This window comes from Sphingobium sp. LB126, assembly GCF_002795205.1.
GTDB lineage: Bacteria > Pseudomonadota > Alphaproteobacteria > Sphingomonadales > Sphingomonadaceae > Sphingobium > Sphingobium chungbukense.
Genome location: NZ_NETV01000001.1, coordinates 1,322,297 through 1,339,165, shown reverse-complemented (window position 1 = coordinate 1,339,165; position 16,869 = coordinate 1,322,297). Strand labels below are relative to the sequence as shown.

The following is a 16,869-nucleotide window of genomic DNA, read 5'->3' as shown; positions in this document are numbered from 1 at the left end:
GGCGTAAAGATATGGCGACAATGTCCATCGGCAAGGCTTGGGAAGAGGCGGTCGCCTTCGTTCAGCGCGAAAGCAGCCTGCTGTTCCCCGTCGCCCTGTTGTTCATCGCCTTGCCCAGCATCATCCTGGGCGAAATGACGCCACCCGAATTGACGGCTTGGGCGGCATCGCAGCCGCGCGGCGCGCTGCCGCCCATTCCCGCTACCTATGTGCTGGCGATGTTGCTGACGGCAGTGCTGATCTGGTTCGGGTCGCTCGCCCTGTTCGCGCTGGCATTGCGCCCCGGCATCAGCGTGGGCGAGGCGCTGCGGCTCAGTCTGGCGCGTTTGCCCGTGCTGATCGGGACCAGCTTCCTTGCCGGAGGGGCGATTGCGCTGGCGATGCTGCTGCTGGCCTTGGTGGGAATGGTGATCGCCGCGGCGTCCCCCGCACTGCTTGCGCCCCTGCTGGCGGCGGCCATGGTGGGGGGGCTGGCCTTTGTCGGCGTGCGGCTCGTGCTGCTCAATCCCGTGGTGATCGACGGGCAGGACGGCGTGGTCGCGTCGTTGAAGCGAAGCTGGCGGCTGACCAAGGGCCATTTCTGGCATCTGTTCGGGTTGATCGCCGTGCTGACGCTTCTGTCTCTCGTCGCCAGCACCGCGGCGCAGGCGGTGTTCGGCATCCTTGGCCGCGTGCTGGTCGGCGCCGATGGCGCGCGGTTGATCGGCGGCGTGGTGGCCGCCGCCGTTTCGACCGTCGTGCAGGTCTATATGCTGGTGATGCTCGCCCGACTCTATCGTCAGGCCGTCGCCGGCTGATCCAGCAGCGGCACATGCGGCGCCGCTTCGCGCGACAGCAGGCCGGCGAGGCGGGGGTCGGCGAAAATCTCCACCTCGCGCTTATAGGGCGTGAAGCCTGACTTGCGGTAGAAACCCAAGGCTGAAGGGCTGTCGAGCGTGCAGCTATGCACCCAGAAACGGGTCACGTCCTTGCGCCACGCCAGCGCCTTGGCCTGCGCCATCAGCCATCGGCCCAATCCCCTGCCGTTCAGTTCCGGGATCAGGCCGAAAAAGGCCAGTTCGCAATCCGGCATCGCGCGGAAATCCAGTTCCAGCAGCCCGACCTCCACGCCGCGCGTGTCCGTGACGGCGTAGATTTCGACGGCGGGATCGTGGATGATGGCGCTGAGTTCCTTATCGCCCATCACCAGCCGGGAGAACCAGAGCCAGGGCTCGCCCACGCGCCGGAACAACGCGCGATAGCCGTCCAGTGCCGGCGCCTTCCACGGCACCAGCCGCAGCGGTGCGGGCGGGACAGGGGCAGGTTTCGGCCGCTCCCGCATCTCCAGATGGGTGACGATGGTGGCGATCCGGTCGTTGGCGACAGGCGTGAGGCTCAACGGTTCAGCTCCAGCTCGCCATCGGCGGCAGGCTCATCAATATGGCGTCGATATTGCCGCCGGTCTTGAGGCCGAAGAGCGTGCCGCGATCATGGACCAGGTTGAATTCGGCATAGCGGCCTCGCCATTCCAGCATCCGGGCATAGTCCTCCTGCGACCAGCCTTCGTTCATTCGCCGCCGGACGATGGGCGGGAAGGCCTTGAGGAAGGCATCACCGACATCGCGGGTGAAGGCGAAATGCGCATTGAACGCGGCATCGTCCGCACATTCCAGATGGTCGTAGAAGATGCCGCCGACGCCACGGTGGACGTTGCGATGGGGAATGAAGAAATAGTCGTCGGCCCACGCCTTGAAGCGGGGATAATGGTCGGGGTCATGGGCGTTGCAGGCGGCCTTGAGCGCATCGTGGAAATGGGCCGTGTCCTCGTCGCGCGGGAGTGGGGGGTTGAGGTCGGCGCCACCGCCGAACCAGCGTTTCGCCGTCACCAGAAAGCGGGTGTTCATATGGACTGCGGGCACGTGCGGATTGGCCATGTGGGCGACGAGGCTGATGCCGGTAGCGAAGAAATTCGGGTCTTCGCCCGCACCATGAATGGTCTTCGCGAATTCCGGGGAGAAGGTCCCGCCGACGGTCGAAACGTTGACGCCGACCTTCTCGAACACCTTGCCCTTCATGACGCCGCGCACGCCGCCACCGCCTTCGCCAGCGGGTAGGCCGGGCGCCTCGCGGTCCCAGGCGATATAGTCGAAGCGGGCATCGGAACCCGCCTCGCGCTCGATCGCCTCGAATTCGGCGCAGATGCGGTCGCGCAGCGATTCGAACCAGGTGCGGGCGGATTGCTGTTGCGGGTCGAGGATCAGGGTCATTGCGGGAAACTTTCAGTCTGGCGAAGGGCCTCGGCAACCGCGATGCCCGTGGAAACGGCGATGTTCAAGGACCGGAAGCCCGGCGCCATCGGAATGCGCACGCGAACATCCGCCAGATCGCGCACGCCGTCGGGCACGCCTGCGCTTTCCGATCCCATCAGCAATATATCGTCCTTGCGGAACTCGACATCGGGCAGACGCTGCGACGCATGGCTGCTCATCAGCATCAGCCGTCGCCCCTGCGCCCGGCGGGCAGCGTCGAAAGCCTCGAAATTGGCGTGGCGGGTGATGTCGGCAGACGCGCCATAGTCCATCGCCGCGCGCTTCAGCTTCGCATCGGAAAAGGCGAATCCCATCGGCATGATGATGTCGACCGGTACGGAAAAACAGGCGGCGAGGCGCAGAATCGCGCCGACATTGCCGGCGATTTCGGGTTGATAGAGGGCGATACGCATGGCTCGCGCCATAGAACAGCCCGGCAATTTGTCATAGCCCGTCTAAATTGCTTGGCAAATGGCGCATCCTACGGTTATCAGGCCATCAAACCGCGCCAAAAGGGGGAATGCGGCATCCATTTGCTTGGGCGCCCGCGGATCTTCCGGACATTCATAGCTGAAGACGGCAATGGGGCGAGGTCAGGGACGTTCTTGCAAGGGTTGAGGTGCATGGCGATCGTGGAACATTTGGAGAGTGAGGGGGCGGCCGTCTCCAGCGGAGGCGGCAGCGATGGCGTTCGTCGCCGTGATTTCATCAATATCGCGGCGGTGAGTTTCGCCGGCGTCGGTGCAGTCGCGGTGGTGGTGCCGCTGGTCGACCAGATGAACCCCAGCGCCGACGTGCTGGCGCTTGCCTCGACCGAGGTCGATCTGTCGGCGATCCAGCCGGGACAGGCGATCAAGACGACCTTCCGCTCGCAGCCGCTGTTCGTGCGGCATCTGACCGACAAGGAAATCGCCGAGGCCGACAAGGTCGATCCCTCCACGCTGCGCGATCCGCAGACGCTGGAGCAGCGGACCGTCGACGGCAAGAAGCAATGGCTGATCACCATGGGCGTCTGCACGCATCTGGGCTGTGTGCCGCTGGGCGCGGGCGAGGGTGAGAATCGCGGCGAATTCGGCGGCTATTTCTGCCCCTGCCACGGGTCCTCCTATGACACCGCGGCCCGCATCCGTAAGGGGCCTGCCCCCAAGAACCTGGAAGTGCCGAAGTACAGCTTCACTTCCGATACCGCCATTCTTGTGGGTTGAGGGGGTAGAAAATGAGCTTTCCATGGGCTGAGCAATATACCCCCAAGCATCCGGTGATGCAGTGGGTCGACGAGAAGCTGCCTTTGCCGCGCCTCGTCTACAATGCCGTGGGCGCCGGCTATCCGGTGCCGCGCAACCTCAATTATTTCTGGAACTTCGGTGTCCTGGCCGGCCTTGCGCTGGTGATCCAGATCGTCACCGGCGTCATCATGGCGATGCATTACGGCGCCAATACGCTGGTCGCCTTCGGCACAGTCGAACAGACGATGCGCGACGTGAATGCGGGCTGGTTGATGCGCTATGCGCATGCCAATGGTGCCAGCTTCTTCTTCATCGTTGTCTATCTGCACATTTTCCGCGGCCTCTATTTCGGTTCCTACAAGGCGCCGCGCGAAATGGTGTGGCTGCTTGGCCTCGTCATCTTCCTCCTCATGATGGCGACCGCATTCATGGGTTATGTGCTGCCCTGGGGGCAGATGAGCTATTGGGGTGCGAAGGTGATCACCGGCCTGTTCGGTGCGATTCCTGTGGTGGGCGAGCCGATCCAGACCTGGCTGCTGGGCGGTTTCGCCCCCGGCAATGCATCGCTCAACCGCTTCTTCTCGCTGCACTTCCTGCTGCCCTTCGTGATCGCGGCGGTCGTGATCCTGCACATCTGGGCACTGCACATTCCGGGCTCCTCGAACCCGACCGGCGTGGAAGTGAAGGGTCCCCAGGACACCGTGCCCTTCCACCCCTATTACACGGCGAAGGACGGCTTCGGGGCGGGCATCTTCCTGATCCTCTTTGCGGTGCTGCTGTTCTACGCGCCCAACTATCTGGGCCACCCGGACAATTATATCGAGGCAAACCCGCTCTCGACGCCCGCGCATATCGTGCCTGAATGGTATTTCTGGCCCTTCTACGCGATCCTGCGTGCCTTCACCGTCGACTTCTTCTTCGTGCCTGCAAAGCTGCTGGGCGTGCTGGCGATGTTCGCGTCGATCCTGCTGCTCTTCTTCCTGCCCTGGCTCGATACCTCGGCGGTGCGTTCGGGCAGCTACCGGCCTACCTTCCGCAAATTCTTCTGGATCCTCATCATCGACGTGCTGATCCTGGGCTATTGCGGTGGCGCTCCGGCGGCTGAGCCCTATGTGATGATCTCCCAGATCGCGGCGGCCTATTATTTCGCCCACTTCCTGATCATCCTGCCGCTGATCTCGCGCTTCGAAAAGCCGCTGCCGTTGCCGAACTCGATCACCGAGGCGGTGCTGGCGAAATATGGCAAGACCGACGGCGAAACCGTCGCGGTTGCGGCCGAATAAGGGGGTAGACGGAATATGGTTCGCATTGGCGCATTTCTCGTCGGCCTCTTCTTCGCGGGCTGGCTGCTGGTTTCCTTCCTGGTGGGCGCGGTGGCCTATGTCACCGATCCGCCCGCGGTCACGGTGGAACATGAATTCCACCGCGATCCCAAACATGTCGCCTTCTCGTTCGACGGCCCCTTCGGCAAGTACGACCAGGCGCAGTTGCAGCGTGGATTCCAGGTGTTCAAGGAGGTCTGCTCGGCCTGCCACAGCCTGAAGTTCGTCGCTTTCCGCGATCTCAAGGGCATTGGCTATAACGAGGCGGAGATCAAGGCGATCGCCAAGAACTGGGCGATCAAGACCCCCGACGTCGATCCCAAGACGGGCGAGATGTCGACCCGCGCCCCGATCCCGGCGGATTATTTCCCCAAGCCCTTCGCGAACAATGTCGCGGCGGCGGCGGCGAACAACAATGCGATCCCGCCGGATCTGTCGCTGATGACCAAGGCCCGCCACCATGGCAGCGCCTATGTCTATTCGCTGCTGACGGGTTTCCAGGCGCAGCCGGCCGAGCTGCTGAAGGAATTCCCCGATGCCAAGACGCCGGAGGGGCTGCATTACAACCCCTATTTCGCCAACCTGAACCTGGCCATGGCGCCGCCGCTGACGGCGGATGGGCAGGTGACCTATGGCGACGGCACCAAGGCGACGGTCGACCAGATGTCGCAGGACATCGCGGCCTTCCTGACCTGGACCGCCGAACCCAAGCTGGAAAACCGCCGCCGGGCGGGTCTGGCGACGATCTTCTTCCTGCTGATCGCAACGGGCTTGGCTTATATGGCCTATCAGAATATCTGGGCGGACAAGAAGAAGGCCGCCTGATCGCGACCGGAAACGGAAAATGGGAGGGGGCGCGGGAAACCGGGCCCCCTTTTCTTATGAGGGCATTATGAGTGCAGACAGTCTGGCGGCCCTGGTCCGCACCATTCCCGACTTTCCCAAGGCGGGTATCCAGTTCCGCGACATCACGACCCTGCTGGCGGACGGGCAGGGCCTCTCCGAACTGGTGGAGCGCATGGCAACTGTCGCCCGACCGCTCGATCCTGCGTTCATCGTCGGCGTCGAGGCGCGAGGCTTCATCCTGGGTGCGGCGCTGGCCCATGCACTGGGCGTCGGCTTCGTGCCCGTGCGCAAGAAGGGCAAGCTGCCCGGAAAGACCGTCGGCATCGATTATGTGCTGGAATATGGCACCGACCGGCTGGAACTGCATGAAGGGCAGATTCCGGACGGCGCGCGCGTGGTGCTTGTGGACGATCTCATCGCGACCGGCGGGACCGCGCTCGCGGCGGCTCAGCTTGTCCGGGAGCAGGGCGCGACCGTGCTGATGGCACTTTTCGCCATCGACTTGCCCGATCTGGGGGGCATGGCGGCACTGGAGGCGGACGGCGTGGCGTCGACGGCGATCATCGCATTCGGGGGGCATTGACGACGGAGACGCTCAGGGCGGGAATGAGCAGTTCGCGACCCTTGTTATCACGTCGCCCCGGGCTTGTCCCAGGGAGCCACCGTTTTTCCAACTGCGCACGGAAGAAAAGTGGGAACTGGGGTCAGGCTCGCGGGACGAAGGCCGGGAACGACTGGAGCCGCCGCTTTCCATTCCCCACCAGCCGGATCAGTCCCGAAGCGCATCCTCCAGCATATCCACTGCCTGCGCTAGCCTTTCGTCGAGCAGGGCCAGCAATTGCGTCCAGCCCAACATGTCGGCCAGTTCGCCAGGGCCGTCGGAAACACCGCGCAGACCCATGACGGGTACGCCGAAACGCTGACAGGCGCGGACCACGGCAAAGGTTTCCATGTCGACCATGTCGGCATCGATGGCGGCATAATCCTGACCGCCGACGATATTCGCGCCCGTGGAAAGCCGGGCCGCGCGTAGTTTCAGCGGGGTGTGCAGCGCTATTTCAACCGGGTGGTCGGAAAAGGGGGTCACGCCCTTGGGGAAGCCCAGGCGAGAGGCGTCCATGTCGCGCCAGGAAACGCTGGCGACCTGATAGACTTCCCCCAGCGTGCACAGCCGCGATCCCGCCGATCCCAGCGACACGACCAGATCGGGCAAGTCCCCCTCCCGATCCAGCCGCTGGAGCGCGAGGCCGGTGCTGAGCGCGGCCTCCACCGGCCCGACGCCGATCATGAGCGGATCGAAGCGTGCCTTGAGGTGAGGGCCATATTCGTCCTCCACCGCCATCACGAACAGGACCCGCTTGTCCGCGATCATCTTTCCTTTTGGCATGGCTGTTCCCCTTGTCCGTCGGTTCAGGGCAGGCGGGCGAGCAGCGCGCTCATATCCGTATCGGCGGCGATGGCGGCACCTTGCTCGATCAGCCAGCATTCGCCCCGGCGCCAGGGTTGGCCATCGATCATGCCGGTTCCGGCGAGGGGAATGAACCACAGCATCTCGCCTTCAACTGTTCGGTCGGTTCCCGCCGTGCCGTGCACCATGTCGAGAAGGAAGGGCGTGCCGGGACCGGTGACCAGGCTTTCCTCCGCCGCGACCGGCACGATGCGGTCGGGAAGGGCATAGGGGACGGCATTGCTGACCGCCATGGCTTCATCCAGATGCAGTTCGCGCGGGCGGCCATAGTCGTAGAGGCGATAGGTCACGTCATTATTCTGCTGTACCTCCACCAGCGTCACGCCACCGCCGATGGCATGGACGGTGCCCGCCGGAATATAATAGAAGCTGCCCGCTTTCACCGGCTTCCAATCCATCAGCCGCTCGATGCTGCCGTTGAGCGCGGCGGCGCGCAACTCGTGCGGCGTCAGTTCGCGGGTCAGGCCGATGCCGAGCTGGGCGTCGCGTTCCGCATCCAATATGTACCAGCATTCCGACTTGCCGCCCGTCAGGCCGTGTTGCCGTGCCTGGGCGTCATCGGGGTGAACCTGCACCGAGAGATTTTCGCTGGTGAAGATATATTTGACCAGCAGCGGCGGTGCCTTTTCGCGGTCGGCCGAAAACCAGACTTCGCCGATCTGCCGACCGTCGCTTGCGGCGATATGGGCCGGAATGTCGGTACGGCCCCAGGGCTTTTCCACCATATGGGCGTCGAGGCGGGTGATGGTCATGCGATTCCTTATGGTCTGTCCGTCCCGATGGGCAAGTGCCACCGCTAGTTCCGTGTCGGCTATTGTGGTCCGGGAAAGCCCGCCGCGGCGACGGCAGCGCCTCGTTCATAGCTGAACCGGAAACATTTCGTAGCGATCTTCGCACCTGTAAATCGGCATTCTAGTTGCTAAATGAAACTAGTATATCAACGAGGACCAGCCTCCCATGAACCGGCCCGGCAAACCAAGAAGCTTCAACATGCGTTCGCCTGACGGCCGTCCGACCCTTGGGAAGGATGATTCGCTCATGGCCCTGGCACGGCGAATCCTGCCGCAGGTGGAGGAGGGGCTGGTTCGCCTCCTTCTTCCCTCGCTGGCGGTTGCAGCGATCCTGATGTTCTTCACCACCATCTATCGACTGGTCGACGATCCACTCGTCGCGGGCGTGATGGCGGTGATCGTCCCCATGATCTTCCTGCCGCTCTTTCGCAAGGAAGGGATCAACTGATCCTCCGGCCTTCCAGCGCATCCATGGCCAGGGCCACCGCGCCCAAGGGACCCGCCTGATCGCCGAGCAGCGGTGCACCCACGATCCGCTCGATGCTGTCATCGTCGACATAGGGCAGATACCCCCCCAGTTGGGCGACGACCTTCTTGCGGACGCGGTCCAACAGGTCGGGGCGGCCCATGCCTACCCCTCCGCCTATCAACAGCTGCCGTGCCGCCGTGCTGAGCAGGATGGTGGAGACCAGATGGGCGATGTCATTTACGACGTCGTCCCATCGCGAATCAGCAGGGTCGATCTCATCACCGGGAACGCCGAAGCGTTCGGCCAATGCAGGGCCGGATATCAGTCCCTCAATGCAGTCGCCGTGAAAGGGGCAGCGGCCGCTGAAGCGATCGCCCGCGGCGCGGGGCACCCGGATATGTCCGATTTCCGGATGCATGGCGCCGTGAACGGTGCGGCCGTTGAAGGCGAAGCCGCCACCCACGCCAGTGCCTATGGTGATGTAACACAGGCTGTCTGACGGCGCGTCCCCTTGCGCGCCGGCGCCCCAGCGCAGTTCCGCGAGGGCAGCGCCATTGACGTCGGTATCGATCGCGGCCGGGCAATCGAAGGGAGCCGTCAGCGTGCCGAAAATATCCGCGCCCGCCCATCCCGGCTTGGGCGTGGGCAGCATGACCCCGAAATCGGGAGCGCGGCGGTCGAGGCGAAGGGGGCCGAAGCTGCCTATTCCGATCGCCGTGAAGGGAGTCCCGGCATGCCAGCGTTCGAGGATCGCAACGGCCCTGGCGAGCGTTTCGGCCGGGGTCGTGGTGGGGATCATCTCACGGTCCTGAATCGTGTGACCGCTCGCGCGCAGCACGAAGACCTTGGTTCCTCCGAGCTCGACCCCGGCCAGTATCGGTTCAGCATCCATCATGGCAGTCCAATCCTATCGGCCCAATCCTCTCAAGTCCCGAACAGGACGGCTGTCGGTTCCGCCACGATCCGGGTTTTCTCGAAACCGCCTTCTATGATGCAACGATCAAATTGACAAAACAAATTGCTTTAATAATTTGAGCGGAGTCGATGATCGGGTCAATGGACCCGCGACAAATGGCGAAGACCATATGGGAGACAGGGGATGATGCTCGGCCTGAAAATCCGTTCCGGCGCGGGCGCGCGGGATCGTTCGCTGGGGCGGGCCGCCTTCGGCTGTCTGGGCGCGCTGTTGCTGAATGCGGGACAGGGCGCAGGGGCGGCGGGGGGTGCGCAGACAACGGTCGATCTGGTCAACCCGCTGGTAGGCACTGCGCCCCTGGACCGGCAGGCGCTGATCGGCAATGCGCTGCCGCCGGGCGAGCCGGTCTATTCCGGGCAGACCTCTCCCGGTGCGCGGCTGCCGCACAGTTCGGTCGAAGCGGCGCCGGTCAACAACAATATCGCGCTCACCTATCCCAACGGGGTGCCGGTTCCCGATTATTACACCAACCCGACCATGATCGGCTTCACCGGCGGAGGGGGCTCGACCTATGGCGGCAATGCGGAGCCGATGATCATGCCGGTGGTGGGCACTGGTCAGCGCCACCCGCTTATAGCCAAGCGGCTTATGACAAGAAGCGCGAGATCGCTTCGCCCGGCTATTATTCGGTCTTCCTCGACAGTTTCCGGACGCAGGTGGAACTGACCGGGACGCGCTGGGCGAGCCTGATGCAGTTCACCTTTCCGCAGAGCGACCGGGCGAACGTACCGATGAACCTGCTCGGCCATGGCGGTAGCATCGAGGTCGTGGGCGATCATGTCGTGCGCGGCATGTCCAACGGACGGGAGGCGATCGACGGAGCCTATTTCGTCGCGGAATTTTCCCGGCCCTTCACGGACTTCGGTACGTTCCGCAAGGCGCCGGGCGAGGCCAAGGGCTGGGGCATCGGCGACAAGCAGGTCGTCCGGGGTGGGCGGACAATGGAGGGGAGCTATGTGACCTTCCGCACAGGCGCGGGCGAGACGATCCTCGTCAAGATGGCGCATGGCACGAGCCACGAACAGGCGGCGCAGCGGTTGCGCGACGAACTGCCCGGCTGGAACTTCGCGCGGGTGCGCGATCAGGCGCGCGCCGAATGGAGCAGGCTGCTGGACCGGGTACAGGTCACGGGCGGCACGGAAAAGCAGCGCATGCTCTTCTATTCGACGCTGTTCCAATCCTTCGCCAGTCCCCGGCTGATCGCCGCCAAGGGCGAGCAGTTCACCGACATGACGGGCAAGGTCCGCACGGCGACCCATGATCGCTATGGCCCGGTGCCTTTCTGGGACACCGGGCGCAACCAGATCGTGCTGCTGGAACTGATGGAGCCGGATGTTGTGCGTGACATCATGCAGTCGGAATATGAGATGGCGCAGGAGAAGGGGTATATGAACACCTCCTTCCATGGCGACAATGCGGTGCTCCTCTATCTGGGCGCGTGGAAGCGCGGCATCCCCTTCGACTATGCCGGGGTCTATGACTATCTGCGCCGGAATGCGATCGATCCCAAGGGGCCGCGCGATTATCTGGCCGAATACGACCGCAATGGGTGGATCGCGGACATCGTGCCGGCCGGGAATCCCAGTCCGCCCTATGCCGGGGGAAAAGCGGGTGCGGCGACCACGCTGGAATATGCCTGGGACGATCATGCGCTGGCCGATTATGCGCGGCGTCTCGGCAAGACGGAGGATGCGGACCGCCTTCTGAAGAGGGCGGGCAACTATGCCCGTGTCTTCGACAAATCGACCGGCTTCATCCGGGGACGGACGGCGGACGGCCAGTGGATCGCGCCCTTCGATCCGCAGGAACCCTATTATAATTTCATGATGAAGGAAGCGTCGGGCTGGTCCACGCTCTGGCTGGCGCCGCACGACGTGAAGGGATTGATGGCGCTGCTGGACGGGCGGGGCGCGTTCAATGCGAAGCTCGACCGGTTCTTCTCCACGCCTTATGCGTCCAAGGGCATCTGCCGCGACTGCACGGGCCTGATCGGACAATATGTTCATGGCAATCAGCCTGACCAGCAGGTGCCCTATTATTATGACTGGAGCGGCCAGCCCTGGAAGACGCAGGCGCTGGTGCGGCGCATCCTGGACGAGATGTACGGCAGCGATGCGGCCGGTTACGGCTATGCCGGGATGGACGATCAGGGCGCGACATCCTCCTGGTATGTAATGAGCGCCATGGGCTTCTATCCGGTCGACTATGCCGCCGCCTGGCCGGCCATCCGACGTCGTGCCTTCGATCCTGCCATGCCGGACATCGACAGCACGCTCGGGCGCGGTTTCTACCATGATCTCGGCTACATCCCCGCAGACAAGATCTGGGAATCGGTCAGCCGGACGCAGGAATATGCCTATGACGACTGGGCTATGGCGCATCTGGCCGAGGTGGCCGGGGCGAGCGAGGATGCAAGGCGGCTGAAGGAGCGCAGTCGCAATTACCGCAACGTCATCGATCCCAAGATCGGCTTCGCCCGGCCGCGCTTTGCCGACGGGCGCTGGTGGGAGGCCTATGACCCGATCCAGATCGGCCACGATCCGGCGCGTCACCGCGACTATACGGAGGCCAATGGCTGGCAGGCGACCTTCCTCAACCAGCATGATATTTACGGCCTGATCGACCATTTCGGCGGCGACGCGGCGTTCGAGAAGAAACTCGACGCCTTCTTCAACGCGCCCTCGGTGCTGCCTGCCAATGCGCCGCCGGACATTAGCGGGCTGGTCGGCCAATATGCCCATGGCAATGAGCCGGACCAGCATGCCACCTATCTTTATGCCTATTGCGGTGCACCGGCCAAGACGCAGGCGATGGTGCGACGGCTGTTGACGGAGATGTACAAGGCCGCGCCCGACGGCGTGATCGGCAATGACGATTGCGGGCAGATGAGCGCCTGGTTCGTGCTGAGCGCCCTGGGTATCTATCCGGTCGATCCGGTGAGCGCGCTCTATGTGCTGGGATCGCCCCTGTTCGATGAGGCGAGGGTCGATCTGGGCCATGGTCGGAGCTTGAGGGTGCGCGCGGCGGGCAATGGCCCGGACAGCCCCTATGTCCAGTCCGTCCGCTGGAACGGCAGGATGCATGACCGCAACTGGATCGGCCATGCCGAGCTGGTGCAGGGTGGCGAACTGCTGTTCGTCATGGGGGCCCGCCCGTCGCGTTTCGGTGTCGAGCCGCGCCAGCGGCCGCCATCATTCGGGGTTCAGCCGACTTAGAGCGATTTCCAGTCAGATGGCATCATCTGACGGTTAAGAAATCGCGGCAAATAAAAGGCTTAGAGCGGCCGATCTGATTCAATCAGATCGGAATCCGCTCTAAGGGGCGATGAGGGATTGGGTTGGACGTAGTGCCATCCACCCATTGCTGCCGGCACGGTTGATCTCCCAAAAGGAAAAGGGCGGCGCCGTGACGGCACCGCCCTGATTTCCTCCGGCGCAACGCCGGCCAGCGAGGCCCCGCTGGTGCGGGGCCGGAGCCGAGCTTACTTGAGTTCGACGGTCGCGCCGGCTTCTTCAAGCTGCTTCTTGACCTTCTCGGCCTCGTCCTTGCTGACGCCTTCCTTGATCGCCTTCGGCGCGCCTTCGACGAGCGCCTTGGCTTCGGTCAGGCCCAGGCCGGTGATGGCGCGGACTTCCTTGATGACGTTGATCTTCTTGCCGCCGTCGCCGGTCAGGATCACGTCGAATTCGGTCTGCTCTTCAGCAGCGGCGGCAGCCGGGGCGCCAGCGGCGGGGCCGGCAACAGCGACGGCAGCGGCGGCCGAAACGCCCCACTTTTCTTCCAGAGCCTTCGACAGTTCGGCGGCTTCGAGGACGGTCAGGGCCGAGAGCTGGTCGACCAGAGCATTGATATCTGCCATGTTAATATTCCCTTCTGGGTGGGGCCTGTGCCCCTGAATTGAGAGTTGAAAACGTTACTTGCGCAAAGGGCGCGGCGATCAGGCCGCGTTCTTTTCCGCATAGGCGTTGAAGACCCGTGCGAGCTGGGCAGCCGGTGCCTGGGTGACGGTTGCGAGCTTGGTCGCGGGTGCAACGAGCAGCCCGACGATCTTCGCACGCAGTTCATCCAGCGACGGCATCGAGGCGAGCGCCTTGATACCTTCGGCGTTCAGCATCACATCGCCCATCGCGCCGCCAACGATCTCAAGCTTGTCGTTGGTCTTGGCGAATTCGACCGCAACCTTGGCGGCTGCGACCGGATCGGCCGAGGAGGCGAGGCCGACCGGGCCGGTCAGCAGGTCGCTGATCCCGGCATAATCGGTGCCACCAAGGGCGATCTTGGCGAGGCGGTTCTTCGTAACCTTGTAGGTGCCGCCGGCTTCGCGCATCTTCTGGCGCAATTGGGTCGACTGGGCGACCGTCATGCCGAGGTTGCGGGTCACGACGACCACTCCGACCTCTGCCAGATGTGCGTTCAGCGCGGAAACGACCTCAGCTTTCTGATTACGATCCATGCCATTACTCCACTTCATGTTCACCGGACGACCCGATGAACGGCAAAAACCCGCGATTTCTCGCGGGGCATTGGTCCGAAGGGGAGAGATCAACCGGCCCGTATCCTCAAAAGAGAACAGGCAGACCCGGACAGGGCATGAGCCCGCCGGTAAAGAACTTTTCCCCGTCTAGGCTGGACATTAAGAAGGGCATATTCCCTTCACCAACTGTCTCGGACGGAAGACCATCGGCATTGCTGCCAAAGGTCCGCTGCGGGCGCCCCTACAGAGTTGGCGGCGTCCTGTCACGCAGAATCTGGCGATGGCTGTGCAAAGCGGCGGAAAAGCGTCGTTTTCTCATCGAAGTTCACACCATATGCGCGCGCGTGAGCGAGCGCGCGTAGGCGACGTGGGAGGCGGATCGACATTTTCAAAGACGGGGGCGGGATAGGCGGGGCCGGGGGATGTAGGACAGGATAAAGGCGGGGGCCGATGGGAATAGGATGCTTTTTTTGCGAGGCGTGGCGCGGAGGTCACAGTGTGAAGAGACAGTTCGGACTTCGATCGAAGCGGAGTTCTGTACCGACGTCACCCCGACCTCGACCTTCTGTGAAAAAGAAGGCGGGATGCCGGTCTAGTCCGGCGTGGCGAAGGGCATGGCTGGAAATGGCCAGTTGCGGTCATTCTCAGCCGTTAAGCGCATCGTGCTCCTGCGAAGGCAGGAGCCCAGTTCAAACGGTGCGATGATCCACAGACGGCGGGACTGGGCTCCTGCCTTCGCAGGAGCACGGTGTATTTCAAGGAAAGCAGGCGGTCCGCTTCCCACCCTTCGCTACCCTAAACCCGATCCGCCTGCACCACCGTGTCCAGTCCGCGCAACGCCGATAATATGCGGTTGAGATGTTGCGCATCCGCCACCTCAAGATCGATGATGTCGGTGTGGAAGGGACCTTCGCGGTTCACCAGTTGCAGGTTCAGAATGTTCGCCTTGGTCGCGCCGAAGACGTTGGTGACGGCGGCGAGCGCGCCCGGCTGGTTCTTGACGATCACCTGGAGGCGCGCGGTGCCGCCCTTGGACTTGCTGTCCCAGGCGAGGTCGACCCAATCGTCATTCTGGTCGACTTCCAGCGAGCGGCAGTCGATGGTGTGGACCTCGATCGGTTCGCCGGTGCGGCGCACGCCGACGATGCGGTCGCCCGGCACGGGATGGCAGCAGTCGCTCAGATTATAGGCGATGCCCGGCGTCAGGCCGCGGATCGAGACCGGGGCGTGCTGGCGCGGATGGGCTTCCTCCATCCCTTCCGCGCTGGTCGAGCCGGGGATCAGTGCCTCCATCACTTCTGAATCGAGCAGGCGGTGGGTGGCGATGGCGACCATCAGGGATGCGCGGTCGTCCAGCTTCAGGCGCTTGAGCGCCGCCTTCAGCGCCTTGTCGCCCAGCTCGCTCGCCAGTTCGGGGGAGAAACGGCCGATGATTTCCTCGTACAGCTTCTCGCCCAGCGCCACTTCCTCGCCGCGCTGCTTCTGGCGGATATAGCGGCGGATGGCGGCGCGAGCCTTGCCGGTGATGGCGAAGGTCAGCCAGCCGGGCTGCGGTTCCTGCCCCTCCGACTTCAGGATTTCGACCTGGTCGCCATTTTCCAGCGTGGTGCGCAGCGGCACGACTCGGCCGTTGACCTTGGCACCGACCGTCTGGTTGCCCAGCGACGTATGCACCGCATAGGCGAAATCGACCGGCGTCGACCCCTTGGGCAACTGGTGCAGTTCGCCCCTGGGGGAAAAGGCGAAGATGCGGTCCTGATACATCGCCATGCGGGTATGTTCGAGCAGCTCGTCCGCGTCCTGGCTCTGCTCCAGGATTTCGACGAGGTCGCGCAGCCATGCGGCCTGATGGTCGCCGGCGTCGCCCTTCTGCTTGTAGGCCCAATGCGCGGCGAGGCCGAGTTCGGCGTCATGATGCATGTCGCGGCTGCGGATCTGCACCTCGATCCGGGCATTGTCCTGATGGATGACCGTGGTGTGCAGCGAGCGGTAGCCGTTGCGCTTGGGCGTGGAGATGTAATCCTTGAACCGGCCCGGCACCATCTTGTAGGTCTGGTGGATGACGCCCAGCGCGCGGTAGCAATCCTCCGTCGTCTCGGTGATGACGCGGAACGCCATGACGTCGGTCAACTGTTCGAAGCTGATATGGCGTTCCTGCATCTTCTTCCAGATGGAATAGGGATGCTTTTCGCGGCCCGACACGGTGACCGGCAGCCCCTTGCCGCCCAGCAGCAATTGCAGTTCCGCGCCGATCCGGTCGACCTTGTCATGGCCGCCTTCCTTCAACTGCTCCAGCCGCTTGGTGATGCTGTCATAGGCTTCCGGCTCCAGTTCGCGGAAAGCCAGAAGCTGCATCTCGCGCATGAAGTCGTACATGCCGATCCGCTCGGCCAGCGGGGCATAGATGTCCATCGTCTCGCGGGCGATGCGGCGGCGCTTCTGCTCATTCTTGATGAAGTGCAGCGTGCGCATATTGTGGAGGCGATCGGCCAGCTTCACCAGCAGCACCCGGATATCGTCCGACATGGCGAGCAGGAATTTGCGCAGATTCTCTGCCGCCCGCTCATTTTCGGACATCGCCTCGATCTTCGACAGCTTGGTCACGCCGTCGACCATCTTGGCGACGTCCTTGCCGAAGGCGTGTTCGATCTCCTCATAGGTGACGAGCGTATCCTCGATCGTGTCGTGCAGCAGCGCGGTCACGATGGTCTGGTCGTCGAGGTTGAAATCGGTCAGGATACCGGCGACTTCGATCGGATGGCTGAAATAGGGGTCGCCGCTGGCGCGTTTCTGGCTGCCATGCTTCTGGACCGAGAAGACATAGGCGCGGTTGATCATCGCTTCGTCCGCATCCGGATCGTAGCGCTTTACCCGTTCAACTAGTTCATACTGACGTAACATCGTATGCCGATTGTCCGCGATGCCCCTTGCAGTGCAACAAAAAAATCCCATTTAGCGATAAACGCGCTGCACTTTTGCAACAGCGATGGCTTTGAGCTATCTATGAGA

The 16,869-nt window shown here is 63.2% G+C and carries 17 protein-coding genes; 8 read left to right on the top strand and 9 right to left on the bottom strand.

The features are described from left to right. Positions 1-11 precede the first annotated feature (11 nt). Positions 12-797: a glycerophosphoryl diester phosphodiesterase membrane domain-containing protein gene (locus tag CAF53_RS06540; protein ID WP_046761902.1), complete on the top strand. Its 786-nt coding sequence runs from the start codon at positions 12-14 to the stop codon at positions 795-797. Here CAF53_RS06540 and CAF53_RS06535 read toward each other — a convergent pair. Genes CAF53_RS06535 through CAF53_RS06525 form a run of 3 tightly spaced genes read right to left on the bottom strand, consistent with a single transcriptional unit; the run spans position 779 to position 2,713 of the window. After that, complete coding sequence (locus CAF53_RS06535; RefSeq protein WP_100237638.1) at positions 779-1,378, bottom strand: GNAT family N-acetyltransferase; 600 nt, start codon at positions 1,376-1,378, stop codon at positions 779-781. The two genes, CAF53_RS06540 and CAF53_RS06535, sit on opposite strands and share 19 nt — an antisense overlap. Positions 1,379-1,382: 4 nt before the next feature. Further along, positions 1,383-2,246: an oxygen-dependent coproporphyrinogen oxidase gene (gene hemF, locus CAF53_RS06530; protein WP_100237637.1), complete on the bottom strand. Its 864-nt coding sequence runs from the start codon at positions 2,244-2,246 to the stop codon at positions 1,383-1,385. Then, entirely contained in the window at positions 2,243-2,713 is a 471-nt protein-coding gene (locus tag CAF53_RS06525) for a tRNA (cytidine(34)-2'-O)-methyltransferase (protein WP_046761899.1), read from the bottom strand. Before CAF53_RS06525 ends, hemF begins: the two co-directional genes overlap by 4 nt. 198 nt (positions 2,714-2,911) lie before the next feature. Here CAF53_RS06525 and petA point away from each other — a divergent pair, with 198 nt between their 5' ends. From petA to CAF53_RS06505, 4 genes are all read left to right on the top strand, one after another. Then, positions 2,912-3,493: a ubiquinol-cytochrome c reductase iron-sulfur subunit gene (gene petA / locus CAF53_RS06520; protein WP_046761898.1), complete on the top strand. Its 582-nt coding sequence runs from the start codon at positions 2,912-2,914 to the stop codon at positions 3,491-3,493. An 11-nt stretch (positions 3,494-3,504) separates the two neighbouring features. After that, the gene (locus CAF53_RS06515) at positions 3,505-4,797 is read left to right on the top strand and encodes a cytochrome b/b6 (RefSeq protein ID WP_046761897.1); all 1,293 of its coding nucleotides are present in this window, start codon (positions 3,505-3,507) and stop codon (positions 4,795-4,797) included. 15 nt (positions 4,798-4,812) lie between these two features. Next, on the top strand, positions 4,813-5,661 hold the full coding sequence (locus CAF53_RS06510) for a cytochrome c1 (RefSeq protein WP_046761896.1): 849 nt from the start codon (positions 4,813-4,815) through the stop codon (positions 5,659-5,661). A gap of 67 nt (positions 5,662-5,728) precedes the next feature. After that, positions 5,729-6,265: an adenine phosphoribosyltransferase gene (locus CAF53_RS06505; RefSeq protein ID WP_046761895.1), complete on the top strand. Its 537-nt coding sequence runs from the start codon at positions 5,729-5,731 to the stop codon at positions 6,263-6,265. Positions 6,266-6,451: 186 nt separating this feature from the next. Here the strand turns inward: CAF53_RS06505 and CAF53_RS06500 are convergent, their stop codons facing one another. Together CAF53_RS06500 and CAF53_RS06495 are read right to left on the bottom strand one after the other, a co-directional pair. Next, the gene (locus tag CAF53_RS06500) at positions 6,452-7,054 is read right to left on the bottom strand and encodes a 5'-methylthioadenosine/S-adenosylhomocysteine nucleosidase (protein ID WP_046761894.1); all 603 of its coding nucleotides are present in this window, start codon (positions 7,052-7,054) and stop codon (positions 6,452-6,454) included. 38 nt (positions 7,055-7,092) lie between these two features. Further along, positions 7,093-7,902, bottom strand: a complete 810-nt coding sequence (locus CAF53_RS06495; RefSeq protein WP_100237636.1) for a class I mannose-6-phosphate isomerase — start codon at positions 7,900-7,902, stop codon at positions 7,093-7,095. 238 nt (positions 7,903-8,140) lie between these two features. Here CAF53_RS06495 and CAF53_RS06490 point away from each other — a divergent pair, with 238 nt between their 5' ends. Continuing rightward, the gene (locus CAF53_RS06490; RefSeq protein WP_100238717.1) at positions 8,141-8,389 is read left to right on the top strand and encodes a hypothetical protein; all 249 of its coding nucleotides are present in this window, start codon (positions 8,141-8,143) and stop codon (positions 8,387-8,389) included. Here the strand turns inward: CAF53_RS06490 and CAF53_RS06485 are convergent. Continuing rightward, positions 8,382-9,305, bottom strand: coding sequence for an ROK family protein (locus tag CAF53_RS06485; RefSeq protein ID WP_197707375.1), 924 nt, complete (start codon positions 9,303-9,305; stop codon positions 8,382-8,384). The two genes, CAF53_RS06490 and CAF53_RS06485, sit on opposite strands and share 8 nt — an antisense overlap. Positions 9,306-9,509: 204 nt before the next feature. Between CAF53_RS06485 and CAF53_RS28020 the strand changes: the two genes are divergently transcribed. Both CAF53_RS28020 and CAF53_RS28015 read left to right on the top strand, forming a co-directional pair. After that, entirely contained in the window at positions 9,510-10,052 is a 543-nt protein-coding gene (locus CAF53_RS28020; protein ID WP_242443485.1) for a hypothetical protein, read from the top strand. Continuing rightward, a complete protein-coding gene (locus CAF53_RS28015; RefSeq protein ID WP_242443474.1) occupies positions 9,992-12,601 on the top strand; it encodes a GH92 family glycosyl hydrolase in 2,610 nt (869 codons plus the stop codon). The genes CAF53_RS28020 and CAF53_RS28015 overlap by 61 nt, the downstream gene beginning before the upstream one ends. Before the next feature lie 266 nt (positions 12,602-12,867). Here the strand turns inward: CAF53_RS28015 and rplL are convergent, their stop codons facing one another. The 3 genes from rplL to CAF53_RS06465 form a co-directional block, all read right to left on the bottom strand. After that, entirely contained in the window at positions 12,868-13,245 is a 378-nt protein-coding gene (gene rplL, locus CAF53_RS06475; protein WP_046761890.1) for a 50S ribosomal protein L7/L12, read from the bottom strand. 78 nt (positions 13,246-13,323) lie between these two features. Next, positions 13,324-13,839 (bottom strand): 50S ribosomal protein L10, encoded by a 516-nt coding sequence (gene rplJ / locus CAF53_RS06470; RefSeq protein WP_046761889.1) that lies wholly within the window; start codon positions 13,837-13,839, stop codon positions 13,324-13,326. An 816-nt stretch (positions 13,840-14,655) separates the two neighbouring features. After that, complete coding sequence (locus CAF53_RS06465) at positions 14,656-16,761, bottom strand: bifunctional (p)ppGpp synthetase/guanosine-3',5'-bis(diphosphate) 3'-pyrophosphohydrolase (protein ID WP_046761888.1); 2,106 nt, start codon at positions 16,759-16,761, stop codon at positions 14,656-14,658. Positions 16,762-16,869 lie beyond the last annotated feature (108 nt).